Below are 15,702 nucleotides of genomic sequence, written 5' to 3' on the forward strand. Positions count from 1 at the left end.
AAATTTTGTAAAGGTTAACAGTTTTTAACCGCTTTTTTCTGATAATACATAGCCATCGACGTAGTTTTGTGCGTATATTGAATAGAATTACAATACAAAAGGCGTATCGATTAAAACTCTACATGAAACGATTACTCATTTTTTTTACATGGCTATGGCTATTGGCACCTCTAGTGGTACGGGCACAGCAGGTTCGTGTGTTGAGTGACGGGGTAGAGTTCCGTGGTGATTTGGGTTCTGTGCAGCGTAAGACTGTTTTCATTCAGAATGAAACCTCCCAGACGAAGACTTACCTGCTCAAAAGCCTTAGGGGAAACATAGGTTCCTCCCAGAAGGTGAAAATCTGCATTGGCGAACAATGTTTCGATCCTAAAAAAGAACTCGCCAAAATTAAACTGACCTTGGCTCCCGGTGAACTGTTGACGGATTTATATCTGAACTTTGAAATGGGGATAGCAGCGACCAGGGGTTCTTTCGACTTGTCTTTTGTGAATGAAAACAATCTGAGGGATGTGTTCGTCGTTGAAGCTAGGTACGAGGTGGAAGACCCATCCATAAAAGTGGATAAGTTTGACTACGATGACATTGTACTTAGTGATGTCTATCCCAACCCCAGTGTACGTACCGCACAATTTGACTATACAATCAAAAACCAGTCAGTGAAGGCTAGAATTTCTATTAATAGTTTTATCGGCAACCCAGTGGCGAATTATGAACTCGACCCAGGAAGAAATACATTGCCGATAAATGTGTCAGATTTGAATCCTGGTATATATTTCTACACACTTTTCTTGGACAATAAGAATATTGTGACCAAGAAGCTCGTTGTCAAGAAGTAAGACTTGACTTCGCAACAACCATCCATTTGAATTCGAATATTTATCCCGTATATTTGTGGTCTTGAAAATGAAAATGCGCATACAATCCATTTTATTACTGGTTATTATCCTATCGACAGGGGCATGTGGCCCATTCAGCAAGCTTGAGAAGAGCACGAACTGGGAGGAGCTATATGCGGGGGCCAACAAATATTATCAGGAAGGGGAATACAATAAGGCAATTATCCTATTTGATAAGGTGCTTCCTGTGATCCGCGGCAGCGAAAAAGCTGAATTGGCAGATTACAATTATGCCAATTGTCATTTTAAGACCAAGAGATATATAGAAGCTGCGGGTTATTTCAGCAATTTCTATAGAACCTACAACAGGAGTCCTTTGGCAGAAGAAGCGTTGTTTATGAACGCCTACTCTTTGTACCTGGATGCACCTGACGCCAATCTAGACCAACAGAGTTCCCAAGAAGCGGTAGCCGCCATTCAGCAGTTTGTCACCAAATTTCCCTCTTCAGCCAGTTATGAGCGGGCGATGGAGATGTTAGTTGATCTACAGGGTAGGTTTGAGCAAAAAGCCTACATGGAATCTTCCATGTACTACAGGTTGAAAGACGGGCTATATCCAGGAGACTTTTACCGTGCCTGCATCATCAACTTCCAGAACTTCGCTAAGGATTATCCGGAAAGTAAACATAATGAAGAACTTGCCTATAAGTTGGTAGAAGTAAGTACAGGATATGCAGAGAACAGTACCTTCTTCAAGAAGGAAGAACGATTAAAAGATGCTATAGGATTTGCATCCGCCTTTTACCGTAAATACCCAAATAGTGCCTATACCGGTAAGGTCAATACTTATGAAGCTAAAGCTAAAAAGGAGTTGGAGTCCCATGCCAAACTTCAAAAAGAATACACAGAACGCTTAGCAGAACAAAAAGCGAATGCAGAGGAAAATAAGCCTTTGGAAAAAGTAGAAATCAATTAGAACAATAATCAATACATATATGGCAGTTAATCCATCCATCATCACAAGAGATCTTGATAAAATCGCTGACAAGACAGGTAATATCTATGAGTCTCTTCATGTAGTAGGGCAGAGAGCAAAGCAGATCTCCAACACCTTGAAAGAAGAGTTGAACACTAAGCTTTCAGAGTTTGCATCTACAGTTGATAATTTGGAAGAGGTTTTTGAAAACAAGGAGCAAATTGAAATTTCCAAGTTTTATGAAAGAATGCCAAAGCCGAGCACCATGGCAATGGAGGAATTTCTGGAGGGTAAAGTATATAGCAGACTTCCGGACGAAGCTGTAGGGGAATAATTCTATGAGCCTAAAGGGTAAGAAAATCATTTTGGGAGTGACTGGAAGCATAGCTGCTTACAAGTCAGCCTTACTTACCCGGATATTAGTAAAAGCAGGGGCAGAAGTGCAAATCATCATGAGCGCTTCTGCTTTTGATTTTATTACCCCGCTTACGCTGGCCACCCTTTCCAAAAGACCTGTGCTAAGCCAGTTTCAAAAGGACGACACAGGTGTGTGGAACAATCACGTGGAGCTCGGCTTGTGGGCTGATTTGTTTTTAGTGGCGCCTATCAGTGCCAATACGCTGGCAAAGTTTGCAAATGGACTTTGCGATAATTTACTCACAGCTACTTACCTGTCTGCTAGATGTCCGGTGATGATAGCTCCTGCTATGGATCTGGATATGTACCAGCACCCTTCGGTATTAGCCAATATACACAAGCTAGAATCCTTCGGTAACATCCTTTTGGATGCGGAATCCGGTGAACTTGCCAGTGGACTTTCAGGTCAGGGACGTATGATGGAACCGGAGAATATTTTAGCTAGAATTCAGGAATTTTTCTCGGGCAAGAGTGATTTTCAGGGCAAAAAAGTCTTGATTACCATGGGGCCAACCCAAGAAGCCTTGGATCCTGTAAGGTATATCAGCAACCATTCCAGTGGTAAAATGGGACTGGCTTTGGCTCATGCTTTTAAAGGTCGGGGCGCAGAGGTGTACATTGTCTCCGGACCTATATCCCTTACGGTAAACAGGTGTGATTTTCACTGGCAAGATGTGAAGTCAGCCAAGGAAATGTATGAAAAATCACTTTCTATCCATCGGGAAATGGATATATGTGTTTTTGCCGCAGCCGTAGCAGACTATGGGCCAGCGGAGGTTGCTCCCGAGAAAATCAAAAAAAATGAAACTTCATTAGTGATCAACTTGGTGAAGAATGTGGATATTGCCGCTAGTCTGGGAGAGAAAAAAAGAGCAGATCAAATTCACGTGGGATTTGCCTTGGAAACAGAGAATGAGGTGGATAACGCTAAGAAAAAACTTGCCAAAAAGAATTTTGATATAATTGTCCTGAATTCCATGAAGGAGTCTGGGGCAGGGTTTCAGCTAGATACCAACAAAGTGCGGGTTTTCCATGCTTCAGGATTAATGGTCGAGTCAAAGGTCGCTCCCAAAAATCAAATTGCCAATCTTATTTTAGACCAAATCAAAAATATTCCCGTGTGGGTTTGAGCGTAGATATTTCCTTATTTTTAGGATTATGAAAAAAGGGATCTTTCTACTTATTCTTATCTGCCAATCGCTCTATGGATTTCCTCAAGAGTTGAACTTTACAGTGATCATCAATAGTGATCGTGCGAGAATTCAGAATACTGACATTTTTGCCCAGATGAAATCGGCGTTCGAGCAGTTTCTGAATGGTCGGTCCTGGACTACCGATGAATTTCGCCCAGAGGAGAGAATTAAGGGAAATTTGCTGATCACTATAAATGATGTGCCTCAAGTGGGTACGTTCAATGCTACGGTACAGATTCAAACCGTAAGGCCAGTATATGGTACTAATTATGAAAGTCTGATCTTCAACTTTGCGGACAGAAACTGGAACTTTGATTACATAGAGTCCCAGCCATTGGAGTTTAACCGGTTTACCTATTTGAACAATATTAGTTCTTTGCTGGCATTTTATGCCCAGATAGCTCTAGGTCTGGATTATGACTCATTCGCAAACCGGGGTGGAGAAGAATTCTTTGCCGCGGCAAACGATATTGTAAACAATGCCCAGCAATCTGGACGTGCAGGCTGGGGACAAAACAATTCTGATCGAAGAAACAGGTATGCCTTGAACAATGATATCTATATATCCTCTGTGTTTTCAGTGATTCGGGATGCTTATTATTTATATCACCGTCAAGGGCTGGATATTCTTCAGGTGAATCCGGATGAGGCGTATGCTAACATGCTGGAAGCTGTTAGGATTTTGGCGGAGGCCAATAAAACCCAACCTAATGGGATATTAGTCATTTCATTTATGGATGCGAAAAGTGATGAAATCACCGCCATAATGAAAAATGCCCCCATAGAGATCCGGACGGAAATTGTCGAATTGCTCCTGGAAGTGGATCCCAATAATGCGAGAAAGTACAATGAGCTGCTGAAAAGCTAAGCTCGATTTTTTAGTTTTGCCAAAACGAACTTGTTGATCCATGCTCAAATCATTAAGTATTTCTAACTATGCCCTGATAGACCAGCTACACATGCAGCCTAGCCCAGCGCTTAGTATGATTACCGGCGAAACCGGAGCCGGAAAATCTATTATGCTAGGGGCAGTGGGTTTACTTCTGGGAAACAGATCCGACACGAAGGTTTTGCTACATACTGATAGAAAATGCGTGATCGAAGGCGTTTTTGATATCGGTACTTACGGTCTCAGAGAGTTTTTTGACCAGGAAGAACTGGATTATGAACCTACCTGTATTATTCGGAGAGAAATCAGCACTGCGGGAAAATCCAGGTCATTCGTAAATGACACTCCTGTGCTTTTGGACGCCTTGAAGACTCTGGGGAGTTTTCTTATGGATGTACATTCCCAGCATGATACACTTCAGCTCGCAGAGGGAAGTTTTCAATTAAAATTGATCGATGCTTTTGCCCAGACTCAGGAAGAACTTATACAGTATAAGGCTGATTTCAAGACTTTTCAAAATGCCCAGAAGGACTTCAATTCGTTAAGTAAAAAAGCTCTAGAGCTCCAAAAGGAAGCAGATTTCAACCAGTTTCAATTGGAAGAATTGAGCGTGTTGGGATTGAGAGAAGGGGAGCAGGCTGAACTGGAATCCACCCAGGAAATTTTGCAAAATGCTGAGGAGATAAAGATGAAGATCAATGAGATGCTGAATCTTTTTCAGAACGAGCAGTTTGGGATCAGTCAGGGAATGTCACAAGTTCAGCAGGGTATGCAGTCCCTCGAGCGATTCGCTCACGTGTATTCTTCCTTAAAGGAGCGTTTTCAAGTGGTAAACATAGAACTGAAAGATATAGAGGAGACACTTGCTGATGAGGAGGGTAAAGTGGAAGTGGATTTTGGGAGACTGGAAGAGATCAGGGATAGGTTGAGTAAAATATACCAGCTTCAAAAGAAGCATGGGGCGTCCTCGGTGGAGGAATTGATGGTTCTGGAAAAGGAATTGGCAGACAAGGTATTCCAAGTTCAAAACCTCGATGAAATTCTAGCAAAAGCAAAAAATGACTTAGAAAATAGTAGATCCAAAGCATATGATTCAGCAAAAGCTCTTAGAAGCAAAAGATTGGCTAGTTTTACTGACTTTCAGAAGTCGTTGGAGGGGCTATTGGCAGGGTTGGGTATAGAGAATTCTAAGGTTGTACTGGAGCATAATTCTGTCGAATTATCAATAAACGGAATAGACGAAATAGAATTGATGTTTTCTGCAAACAAAGGTTCGTCTCCGCAGCCTTTAAAACGGGTTGCTTCAGGAGGGGAATTCTCTAGGTTACTATTTGCCATCAAATATTTAATGGCTGATAAAATGGCAATGCCTACCTTGATTTTTGATGAGATTGATACCGGAGTTTCCGGAGAGGTGGCTTTGAAGATGGTCGCCATGATGAAGGATATTTCAAAGAAGCATCAGGTGATATGTATCACACATTTGCCACAGGTGGCAGGTCAGGGAGATCTACACTATTATGTTTACAAGGATAATTCCTCCGAGAAAACTGTGAGTAAAATCAGATTGCTAGATCAGGAGGAGCGGGTGCTCGAACTGGCTAAAATGATCTCAGGAGCAACTCCTTCGGCTTCTGCCATAGAAAGTGCGAGGGAGTTGCTAAGGCTCTAATATTGCAATACAGTAATTTAGGGGGGTGAATGATTATTTTTTTTCTATTTTTGAACAATAATTTTTGAAAATAACCCCCTAGCTATATGCCAGAAAATTTGCTTAAAGGAAAACTGGGAATCATTACCGGTGCATTAGATGAGAATTCAATTGCTTGGAAAACAGCGCTTAAGGCGAAAGAACAAGGAGCGAGGTTTGTATTGACCAATGCGCCTATTGCGATGAGGATGGGTGCTATCAATGAGCTTGCAAAAGCATGTGATACCATTGTGATTCCTGCGGATGCCACCAATACAGAAGATATAGAAAAACTTTATACAGAAGCTAAAGAGTATTTGGGAGGGAACTTTGATTTTCTTCTACACTCTATCGGCATGTCTCCGAACATCAGAAAAGGTAGATCGTATGGGGATCTAAACTATGATTGGGCCATGAAATCCTATGATGTCTCTGCCATCTCTTTCCACAAAATGATGCAAGTGGCCGAGAAGCAGGATGTCATGAATGAGTGGGGGTCGATTGTAGGACTTTCTTATATTGCTGCGCAAAAAGTGTTTCCTTTTTATACGGATATGGCCGATGCCAAAGCGCTGCTTGAGAGCATAGCGCGCGGCTATGGATATAGATTTGGCAAACTCAAAAAAGTAAGGGTAAATACAATTTCCCAATCACCTACCAAAACCACCGCGGGGACAGGAATCGGAGGGTTTGATTCATTTTACAATTTTGCCGAGGCTCTTTCCCCACTGGGCAATGCTTCTGCGGAAGCTTGTGCTGAGTATATTGTGACTATGTTTTCAGACTATACCAGACTAGTCACCATGCAGAATTTATTCCATGATGGAGGTTATTCTTTCACTGGGATTTCAGAAGATATCATGGAGAAGTTCAAGGATCTATAATTGCCATGATTTGAAAATATAGCCCTGGGAGAAAACCAGGGTTTTTTTTGCATATAACTCCTCTGTCTAAATTAGGGCGTCTTGAAAAACGCCAATAATAGACCAAAAGCTGTCATTTTGGATGATTAGTCTATTTTTCATGCGAGTGGTTTTTCAGCAAGTGCAAGCTTATTTGCCACAACAGGTCTTAATCCATACGTCAGAAAATTCCGAAACCGGGATTTTCAGGCTAGCCTCAATCTTACTGTCTTCTACGCTGGCCTTATTTGAGATATACACAGACATCTTCACCTGTCGGTCTTGGGGTCTGGAATGCCTGGGACTTTTTCAACGAGCTCCGAATAGTTACTTTTTGGGCCTTGATGATTTATTGTCTGAGGATAATTGAAATAATCAGGTGCAGGTTCCAAAGCAGGTATGGTTTATGAGGTATTTCCCCATAGGACATATACAGAAATGTTAGGTCTAAAGTGAATCTGTACCAGGATTTTCATTTCTTATTAACCTTATCTAAATAAATTGGATTTAAACTGGAGCATATTCTCCCTCACTTTATAGGCGAACTGCTCATTAGCATGTAAACTATGCCCCGAATCACTGTAAATGGAGTTGATATTTTCTACATAGATCAAGGAAAGGGTGAGGAAACTATTGTCTTTTCCCATGGCCTGCTATGGAGTCATAAAATGTTTGGGGATCAGATCGAATTTCTTCAATCCCGTTTTCGGGTAATTGCCTATGACCACAGAGGGCAGGGGCAAAGCGAAGTGGCAGACCCTTTTGACATGGACACGCTGACAGACGATGCAATGGAATTAATCAGTCAATTGTGTGATGGCCCTGTTCATTTTGCAGGTCTTTCTATGGGTGGGTTTATTGGGATGAGATTGGCTTCTAGATTTCCTGAGAAGATTAAAAGTCTTGTGTTGTTAGAGACTTCGGCAAACGCTGAGCCCGTAGAAAACCTCCCAAAATATAAAACACTCAATGGTATAGTAAGGTGGTTCGGTATAGTGCCGCCAGTGGTAGGGAAAGTAATGAAAATCATGTTTGCCGAAAGTTGGCTTAACGATCCTCTCAACGCTGAGAAAATAGAATTTTGGAAAGCGGAATTAAAAGCAAACAAAAAAAGCATATCCAAGGCAGTGGAGGGGGTCATTTATAGGAAGGGTATAGAAAATGAAATAGGGAGGATAACTTGTCCTACCATGATTGTAGTAGGAGATGAGGATATTGCCACAACTCCGGTTAAGGCGAAATTCATCCAAATGGGTATCCCCAGATCAAAATTACATCTGATTCCTGGAGCCGGACATAGTAGCTGCATAGAAAAGCCCAAGGAAATAAACCGTCTTTTAGGAGATTGGTTGATTGAGAAGAGTTGATTTTTTAGAGGAGGATTTTTAAAGAAAACCTCTTTTTAAAAGTATTTTCTCAAAAATGAAACTTTTTGATACATTTACATGTATATACATTAAATACGAAAGCAGAGATATGGGAAGCCTAGAAGAAGCTATCAAACAAAAAGAGTTTAAAGATCCTTATAATAAGCTGGTCGTAAATCTTCTTTACACCCACAGCTATCTGGTTTCAGCCCAGAATAGTTTGTTAAAGCCTTTTGATCTTTCTCCAGAGCAGTATAATGTGCTCAGGATATTGAGGGGGCAAAATGGCATACCCACTACCGTTTCTTCTATCCAGGATCGGATGCTGAATAAAATGTCCAATGCGAGTAGGTTGGTCGATAAGTTAAAAGCCAAACTGCTAGTGGAAAGGAGAGAATGTTCCAGCGATCGCCGTCAAGTCGATATATTAATCACAGACAAGGGTCTTGATCTATTGGAAGATTTGCAGGTAAGGATAGAAATGGCGAACAAGCAATTACTCAACCTCAATGAGCAGGAAGTGGATAGAATGAACGAGTTGCTAGATAAACTAAGGGGATAAAAAAATTTAAACAAATAAATGTCTATACATTAAATAGTGATACAATTCAATTTCAACCAATAAAAACAACAATTATGAGTACTACAAAATGGATTATCGACCCTACGCATTCTGAAGTATCATTCAAAGTAAAACACTTGGTGATTTCTACGGTAACTGGTTATTTCAGGAAATTTGAAGGCAGTGCTGAAAGTGATTCCGATGATTTTGACGGAGCCAGTGTTTCATTTACTGCTGATATTGACAGCATAGATACCAACCAATCTGATAGGGATACCCACTTGAAGTCTGCGGATTTCTTCGATGCAGCGAACCATCCTAAATTGTCTTTTGATGGGAAAATCGTCAATGAGGGAGGAGATTATAAATTAATCGGTGACTTGACCTTGAGAGATACCACCAAAAAAACCGAACTGAGCGTCGATTTTGGCGGTGTGGCAGCAGACCCTTATGGGCAGACTAAAGCTGGTTTTGAAATCGAAGGTAAGATCAACAGAAAAGATTTCGGTCTTTCTTGGTCTGCTGTGACAGAGGCAGGTAGCGTAGTGGTGAGCGATCAGGTACGCTTGATCTTGAGCGTACAACTTGTAAAACAAGCTTAAATCCCACGACCATTGAGGTCTGAAAGGCCTCAATGGTTTATCTGATCAGATTAGTTTATAGATTTAGATCTCATATAGAATACATTCTATTCCACCCTTTTCCACACCGATTATGAAACCATTGATCACAGGAATCCACCATATCACTGCGATAGCAGGCAATCCTCAGGCAAATATCGATTTCTACACAGGAATCCTAGGCTTGAGACTGGTGAAGAAGACCATAAACTTTGATGCTCCTGGTGTTTATCATTTCTATTTTGGAGATGAACTGGGCAGACCAGGGACGGTGTTTACCACGTTCCCTTTTACAGGGGCGCGAAAGGGGACTAAAGGAGCTGGAGAAGTTACCTACACAGCATTTTCAGTGGCTAAGGACTCATTGGATTACTGGATAGAGCGATTGAAAAAATATGGAATAGCCGTTTCAGATATCCTGACCCGATTTGGTGATCGACTGATCCGTTTTGAAGATCATGACAGCATGGGAATAGAACTCATTGCAAATGATCAGGATGATAGAATCGGTTGGTCGTATGGTCAAGTCCCCATTGAGCATTCCATCAAAGGATTCTATGGGGCGACGTTAAATCTAAGAGAAAAAGATTTGACTGAAAAACTACTGACCCAGCACATGGATTATCATTTCATAGGAAAGGAAAAAGGAAGGTTTAGATATGGGACAGCAGGAAAGCCAGGTGATATCGTAGATATTGTTATTGACGAAGCGGGTAGTCGAGGCATGCAAAGCGCCGGGACAGTCCATCACATCGCCTTCCGTACAGAAAATGCGGCTTCCCAGCTTGAAGTCCAAGAGATATTAATGAGAAATGGCTATCAGGTGACTGAGGTAAAAGACCGGAATTACTTTACCTCTATCTATTTCCGCGAACCAGGGGGAGTGTTGTTTGAGGTGGCAACTGATGAGCCGGGGTTTGCAATTGACGAGGATGAAGCTCATTTGGGAGAGTTGATCAAATTACCGGAATGGGCTGAACCTAACCGTGAAAAGCTGGTGGAGAGTTTGATACCTGTGAAACTAAATATAGAGTCTTATGCTTAAGCTAAAAACAGCTGGTCTTCCTTTGTCCAAAGCAAAAAAAGCAGCAATACTCATTCATGGAAGAGGGGCAAGTGCGGCTAGTATCCTTTCCCTTGCACAACATCTCAACTTGGATGACTATGCCTTATTGGCACCAGAAGCAGCCGGAGGTACTTGGTATCCGTATAGTTTTATGGCATCTGACGAAGCCAACCAATCCGCATTGACCTCATCCTTAGCGGCTATAAAGGCGACTTGGGATCAGATTTCCGAAGCGGGAATTTCTTCAGAGAATGTATTGCTCGTCGGCTTTTCCCAAGGAGCTTGTTTGAGCCTTGAGTTTGCCGCGCAAAATGCCCGTAAACTAAGAGGGGTGATTGCTTTTACCGGTGGATTGATCGGTGAAGAGATTCAACAAAGTAAATATTCCGGGGATTTTGCCGGTAGCCCAATCTTCATAGGAAGCAGTGAAAAAGATATGCATGTACCACTATCCAGAATAAAAGATTCAGAAACCCTACTGAGCAGGATGGGTGCAAAAGTGAAATTGTTGATTTTCAAGGATTCCAATCACACTATCCGCAAGGAAGAAATTGACTGGGTGAATGGGAATATAGTATAAATAGGTTTTCTTAATTCAAAAAATCCTCTGGTATTTGCCAGAGGATTTTTTTGTTTGATTTTATCCTCTGGTTGGGTGAAGCCGAAGTTTTTTATACAGTAATTAGGGTTTTTATTAAAATGAATAGCTCACCTGAGAGCCGAGTTCAGGATCAAGCTCTACATTCGCAAAGACACCTATTTCCTGCTGCAGATCCTCTACATGGCTGATAATCCCGACAATCCTGTTCTCATGACGGAGTGACTTAAGTGTTTCAAAGACAACCCGAAGCGCATTTTTGTCCAGAGCACCAAAGCCTTCATCCATAAAGAAAAAGCTCTGATCTGCTTGATTTAGGGCTTTCACCTTTTCTGCCAGAGCAAGTGCAAGGCATAGTGATGCCTGAAAAGTCTGGCCTCCTGAAAGGGTTTTCAAAAGTCTCTTTTTGCCACCATTCAGATAATCAATTACCCAGAATGTATTATTGTCGTCAATGTCAAGGCTGAGCTGGTTTTTGCACAGCTTCATAAAGCGCAGATTTGCAGTATTGCAGAGTTCTTTGAGATATATTGAACTTACAAATTTCACAAAACCACTGCCCCTAAACATATTGTCAAGTTCTTTCAGATAGCTTTCCCGGATTTCCAGCTTGTTGAATTCAGTCTGTAGTTTCTTCTTTTCTGCAATTCTGGTAGTGGTCTCCAGTATTTCCTTGTCAAGCAACACTAGCTGGTTTTGAAAAGACTCAGCGTTGATTTTCAACTCTGCAACTATGGAGGCAAGCTCTTGAAATGCTTGCTCTTGAAATTCAATAACTCCTGTTTCTTTTTCTAACTCCTCAATCCGGTTTTCAGCAATAGCAAGTTTCTGATCAAATTGGGCTATTTCCCGGGCTACTTTTTCCGCATCAATCGAATGCTGGAATAAATGAAGCAGCCGCTCCTCATCCATAAATCCATACTGACTTTTCAACGATTCAAATTCTGTATTTAACTTCTGGAGTTTCTCTGAACTTTGGTCCCGAAGCTGAATGAAGTTGATCAGATCAGCTGAATTCTTGTCTGCCAAGCTGCGTTTTTCACGTAGATGTTTTTGCTTCCCTTCTAGCAGTTGAAGCGCTTCTTCTATATTACGTTCCACCTTGTCGATGGCAGACTGGATAAACTCTGATTCTTTGGAGAAAAATTGCTTACAGAAAACCATATCCCGGATTTCCTCCTTTTTGGAGGAAATAGTGGACTGTACAGACTGAAGCTTCAATTGGGCCTGCTGTAGCTCTTTTTCCACTTGTTCGATATCTATTCGGTTTGCTTCCCAGCTTTTGCGAAGAGACTTTATTTCTTGAAGGAGTTTTTCTTTGATCTGGCTGCTATGTTCTAATTGCTGGATTTTGGAAAATAAATCTTCCTTAGAAACGATTTCATACTGCTCTAGACCGGCTTGTATAGCCGCAGTATTTTGTTTGTTATCCCGAATTTCAAGGGTAATTGCATGAAGGTTTTTTTCATGATTATCCAATTGAAAAGCCAGTTCATTCTGAGTTGATTTAGAGGCTTGAATTTGCTCTAGAAGTAGTTTGGCTTTCCGTAATTGGCTGGTTTTTTCCTCCAATTCGCCCCCACCATCGCTTACCAGCGGAATTGGATGCTCCATGGATCCACAGAGCGGGCAGGGTTCGCCATGAAGAAGCAAGTGTGCATGAGCCGATAGTCCCTGCTTCTGCATCAAAGCATCGCGCTGTTGCTCTAATTCAAGGACAGTTTCTTTCTGGGACTCTATCCAGGATTCAAATGAGTTTGTATTCGCTGGAATGCTTTTCGTCAGCTCCTGAATTTGCTCTTTTACATGTTTTATTACCTGTGCTATTTCCTTTTCTTCCAATAGAGTTTTGCTCAGTTGGTTTTCCAGCTGCTTCCATTCTTTGGCCCAACTCAGGAGATTAGCTAGGTGTGAGCTATCGGTAGCACTGATCTTCTCAGCTTTGTTTTCCAGTTCAGTGATTTTTTCTTCCAGCTCCTTCTGTGATTGTTTTTTAGCTAGAATAGACGGTTGATAACTGTTTAAAATTGAAGTCGCCTCTGCTCTCTGGAACTCAAGTTTTTGGATTTCTATCACTTTCTTTAAATCCCGGATTTTCGCTTCCCGCTGTGGTCTTTCTTGGTTTTTCTTTTTAAGATCTTCTTCTTCTTTTTCCAGGTCAGCGATCTCTTTGGCAAACTCAATTTTGAAACGCTCACAATCAATCACACTTATTTTATATTTTTCAGCATCCGCTTTTGTGTCCCGGATTTGTTCCCATATAGGGCGGAGATAGCTCTTGGCTGTGATAAATTCTGCATGTAGCTGCCGCTGCTTTTCTACCTCAGGACGCTGCATATTCAGGTTTCCACGCTCGACTTTGAATTTCTGTAGTTGCTGGTTTTTCTCGCGGATATTCTCCTGTTCTTTAAGTTCTATTTCTGCTTTTTTAAGCTTGAGGGAGGCTTCTGTTGCCTGGGATTTTATCCCGGAAAATTGGTTCTGCTTTTCTTTCAAAATTTCTTCCGAGTATTCTTCCAAGCCCTGCAACTGAGTTTCCAGACGGATTTTATGCTCCTTCACTGCTTTGAGCAAAGTACCTGTCTTGAAGGAAAGATCAAATCGTTCCAAACCAAATAACTCCTTCATCATTTTGGCCTGATCAAGCGGTTTTTGATCAATAAACTCCCGGAATTTACCTTGTGGGATAATCACGGTTTGCTTGAAGTGCTCCTTTCGCATGCCCACGATCTCTTCAGCACGAGCCTTTATAGGTTCCCATTTACCATCCATTTTTTCATAGAAAGTATGCTCCGCAGGTCTGATGTCGTCAAAATTCTTGGTGTTTCTTTTGGCACAATACCGGGCCAGATATGACTTTGCATTATTCTTTCCAGAGCTGAATTCGAAGTTCAACAGCAACTGATCACTTTGGAGATTCAGCATACTGTTCTTTTCCCCTCGATCTGAAAGCCGCTCGGTACTTCCATAGAGCGCCAGGAGAATCCCTTCCAAAATCGATGACTTTCCGCTTCCCACAGCTCCAAAAATCCCGAACAGTCCCGCTGCTGTGAGCTTATCAAATTCTATTGTCTGCTTTTCTTTGTAGGAGTACAATCCCTGAATGCCAAGTTTGATAGGAATCATGTTTCGTCGTTTTGGCTGATGACTTCTTTGAAAACCGTGAGTAATTCCTCATTTGGTTCTTGGCCTTTGTCACTTTTATAGAACAGCTTGAAGAGACTTTCCATGTCCTTGCCCAGGTCTTCTACCTGTAAACTTTGATTTTCACGCCCTATAGGGTTTTTGATCTGAGGGATCAAATTGACTATGCCATCGTGAGCTTTCATGATGGCTTTTCGGGTTGCTGCCTCAATAGAGGTTTCGGTGATATAAGTCAGCTCTACAAAGCAATACCGATTCTCTTCAAGCCAAGCTAGGGTGTCTGGGAGATTGTCAAAGGTCTTGCGGTTAAGCGGTCTGCCTTCTTTCAGTCCGATTGGATTATAATTCACAGCTTTCCCTGGCTCTGCTTCGATGATGACTATTCGCTTTTCCTGATCCGCTTCACTGAAAGAGTAGGCTAGTGGTGAACTGGAATAGACAACAGGACAATGCTCATGTCCTACCGAATGGTAACGATGTAGGTGACCCAGAGCCGCATATTGAACCTGGGAAGGGATATTTCTTGTGAAAAGCGCCTGGGTTCCACCTACATGCAGAATAGGTCGCTCGGATTCTGGTTCCGCCTCAGGTTTTTCCCCTTCCTTCATAAAGAAAAAGTGTCCTGCAAAGAGATTTACTCCCTGCACATCACAATACTGATCCGCGATTTTCCTCCAGTTATCTTCCATCAGCGTGCGGAATTCCTGTTCCCGATCCCCTTCGCCTAAGTAGGTTTTCATAGAAACTTCATTGGCGTATGGAGCCAAAATAATCCGGATTGGAAAACCAATGTGAGGTAGTTTCATCTCCACAAAGCCTGTAGTAGCCTGTGTGATTTCTATTCCGTTATCCAGCTTTCCTACTGGGATGACAGTATCGTATTTCCCATAGAAAAATATGCCCATTTCCCTGGCCAGGGGATCCGGAGCTTCTACAAATTGTGTACTGTCATGATTTCCTGATATCGCTACAATCGGCCGCTTACCTCCGTTGGTGAGCCTGCGAAGCGACTTATAGAGCAACTCTACAGCTTCATGGCTTGGATTGAAGGTGTCAAAAATATCACCAGCCAAGATAATCAGATCGACCTCTTCCCGGTCGGCTATTTCTCTGATTTCTTCCAAAACCAGCTTTTGCTCTTGCAGTCTGGAATATTCCTGAAGTCTTTTTCCCAGATGCCAATCTGCTGTATGGAGAATTTTGATCATGTGTGGTCTAAAAACGTATGAAAAACTAAATTACTCTAACGAATGACTTGCTGCAAGTCATTTGACGCAAATGACATTAATTGGCATCTTTATTGAAAAGCCAGACAATAATCCGTGAGATTTTATGTGGAATTGGTTTCTTACTTTTAGTCGCGTCGCTGATGTCGGAGTAGGCTCAGCCTGAATTGCCTCCGGATGTCTGACTTACCCAAGAGGGGAGAGCCAATTTTT

14 protein-coding genes are annotated in these 15,702 nt (G+C 41.9%); 12 read left to right on the forward strand and 2 right to left on the reverse strand.

Annotated elements, in window-relative coordinates:
- Positions 1-122: 122 nt before the first annotated feature.
- The 12 genes from LZF95_RS18505 (at position 123) to LZF95_RS18560 (ending at position 11,101) form a co-directional block, all read left to right on the forward strand.
- A complete protein-coding gene (locus LZF95_RS18505) occupies positions 123-839 on the forward strand; it encodes a T9SS type A sorting domain-containing protein (RefSeq protein WP_233756518.1) in 717 nt (238 codons plus the stop codon).
- A 67-nt stretch (positions 840-906) separates the two neighbouring features.
- Entirely contained in the window at positions 907-1,815 is a 909-nt protein-coding gene (locus tag LZF95_RS18510; protein WP_233756519.1) for an outer membrane protein assembly factor BamD, read from the forward strand.
- A gap of 19 nt (positions 1,816-1,834) precedes the next feature.
- Positions 1,835-2,149, forward strand: coding sequence for a DNA-directed RNA polymerase subunit omega (locus tag LZF95_RS18515; RefSeq protein ID WP_233756520.1), 315 nt, complete (start codon positions 1,835-1,837; stop codon positions 2,147-2,149).
- 4 nt (positions 2,150-2,153) lie between these two features.
- Positions 2,154-3,362, forward strand: coding sequence for a bifunctional phosphopantothenoylcysteine decarboxylase/phosphopantothenate--cysteine ligase CoaBC (gene coaBC / locus LZF95_RS18520; RefSeq protein WP_233756521.1), 1,209 nt, complete (start codon positions 2,154-2,156; stop codon positions 3,360-3,362).
- A gap of 28 nt (positions 3,363-3,390) precedes the next feature.
- Positions 3,391-4,293, forward strand: coding sequence for a DUF4835 family protein (locus tag LZF95_RS18525; RefSeq protein WP_233756522.1), 903 nt, complete (start codon positions 3,391-3,393; stop codon positions 4,291-4,293).
- A gap of 40 nt (positions 4,294-4,333) precedes the next feature.
- On the forward strand, positions 4,334-5,986 hold the full coding sequence (gene recN, locus LZF95_RS18530) for a DNA repair protein RecN (RefSeq protein WP_233756523.1): 1,653 nt from the start codon (positions 4,334-4,336) through the stop codon (positions 5,984-5,986).
- Between the two features lie 86 nt (positions 5,987-6,072).
- A complete protein-coding gene (locus LZF95_RS18535; protein ID WP_233756524.1) occupies positions 6,073-6,888 on the forward strand; it encodes an enoyl-ACP reductase in 816 nt (271 codons plus the stop codon).
- Positions 6,889-7,472: 584 nt separating this feature from the next.
- On the forward strand, positions 7,473-8,273 hold the full coding sequence (locus tag LZF95_RS18540) for an alpha/beta fold hydrolase (RefSeq protein WP_233756525.1): 801 nt from the start codon (positions 7,473-7,475) through the stop codon (positions 8,271-8,273).
- A 109-nt stretch (positions 8,274-8,382) separates the two neighbouring features.
- Positions 8,383-8,835 (forward strand): MarR family winged helix-turn-helix transcriptional regulator, encoded by a 453-nt coding sequence (locus LZF95_RS18545; protein ID WP_233756583.1) that lies wholly within the window; start codon positions 8,383-8,385, stop codon positions 8,833-8,835.
- Positions 8,836-8,909: 74 nt separating this feature from the next.
- Positions 8,910-9,437, forward strand: a complete 528-nt coding sequence (locus LZF95_RS18550) for a YceI family protein (protein ID WP_233756526.1) — start codon at positions 8,910-8,912, stop codon at positions 9,435-9,437.
- A gap of 112 nt (positions 9,438-9,549) precedes the next feature.
- Positions 9,550-10,500, forward strand: a complete 951-nt coding sequence (locus LZF95_RS18555) for a ring-cleaving dioxygenase (RefSeq protein WP_233756527.1) — start codon at positions 9,550-9,552, stop codon at positions 10,498-10,500.
- Positions 10,493-11,101 (forward strand): alpha/beta hydrolase, encoded by a 609-nt coding sequence (locus LZF95_RS18560; RefSeq protein ID WP_233756528.1) that lies wholly within the window; start codon positions 10,493-10,495, stop codon positions 11,099-11,101. Before LZF95_RS18555 ends, LZF95_RS18560 begins: the two co-directional genes overlap by 8 nt.
- Before the next feature lie 114 nt (positions 11,102-11,215).
- Here the strand turns inward: LZF95_RS18560 and LZF95_RS18565 are convergent, their stop codons facing one another.
- Both LZF95_RS18565 and LZF95_RS18570 read right to left on the reverse strand, forming a co-directional pair.
- On the reverse strand, positions 11,216-14,245 hold the full coding sequence (locus LZF95_RS18565) for an AAA family ATPase (RefSeq protein WP_233756529.1): 3,030 nt from the start codon (positions 14,243-14,245) through the stop codon (positions 11,216-11,218).
- Complete coding sequence (locus LZF95_RS18570; RefSeq protein WP_233756530.1) at positions 14,242-15,471, reverse strand: exonuclease subunit SbcD; 1,230 nt, start codon at positions 15,469-15,471, stop codon at positions 14,242-14,244. Before LZF95_RS18570 ends, LZF95_RS18565 begins: the two co-directional genes overlap by 4 nt.
- Between the last annotated feature and the right edge of the window lie 231 nt (positions 15,472-15,702).

This window comes from Algoriphagus sp. AGSA1 (assembly GCF_021390545.1).
Taxonomy (GTDB): Bacteria; Bacteroidota; Bacteroidia; order Cytophagales; family Cyclobacteriaceae; genus Algoriphagus.

Coding starts and splice junctions, on each gene's coding strand:
- LZF95_RS18505 (WP_233756518.1), top strand. CDS start 123: ATGAAACGATTACTCATTTTTTTTACATGGCTATGGCTATTGGCACCT.
- LZF95_RS18510 (WP_233756519.1), top strand. CDS start 907: ATGAAAATGCGCATACAATCCATTTTATTACTGGTTATTATCCTATCG.
- LZF95_RS18515 (WP_233756520.1), top strand. CDS start 1,835: ATGGCAGTTAATCCATCCATCATCACAAGAGATCTTGATAAAATCGCT.
- coaBC (WP_233756521.1), top strand. CDS start 2,154: ATGAGCCTAAAGGGTAAGAAAATCATTTTGGGAGTGACTGGAAGCATA.
- LZF95_RS18525 (WP_233756522.1), top strand. CDS start 3,391: ATGAAAAAAGGGATCTTTCTACTTATTCTTATCTGCCAATCGCTCTAT.
- recN (WP_233756523.1), top strand. CDS start 4,334: ATGCTCAAATCATTAAGTATTTCTAACTATGCCCTGATAGACCAGCTA.
- LZF95_RS18535 (WP_233756524.1), top strand. CDS start 6,073: ATGCCAGAAAATTTGCTTAAAGGAAAACTGGGAATCATTACCGGTGCA.
- LZF95_RS18540 (WP_233756525.1), top strand. CDS start 7,473: ATGCCCCGAATCACTGTAAATGGAGTTGATATTTTCTACATAGATCAA.
- LZF95_RS18545 (WP_233756583.1), top strand. CDS start 8,383: ATGGGAAGCCTAGAAGAAGCTATCAAACAAAAAGAGTTTAAAGATCCT.
- LZF95_RS18550 (WP_233756526.1), top strand. CDS start 8,910: ATGAGTACTACAAAATGGATTATCGACCCTACGCATTCTGAAGTATCA.
- LZF95_RS18555 (WP_233756527.1), top strand. CDS start 9,550: ATGAAACCATTGATCACAGGAATCCACCATATCACTGCGATAGCAGGC.
- LZF95_RS18560 (WP_233756528.1), top strand. CDS start 10,493: ATGCTTAAGCTAAAAACAGCTGGTCTTCCTTTGTCCAAAGCAAAAAAA.
- LZF95_RS18565 (WP_233756529.1), bottom strand. CDS start 14,245: ATGATTCCTATCAAACTTGGCATTCAGGGATTGTACTCCTACAAAGAA.
- LZF95_RS18570 (WP_233756530.1), bottom strand. CDS start 15,471: ATGATCAAAATTCTCCATACAGCAGATTGGCATCTGGGAAAAAGACTT.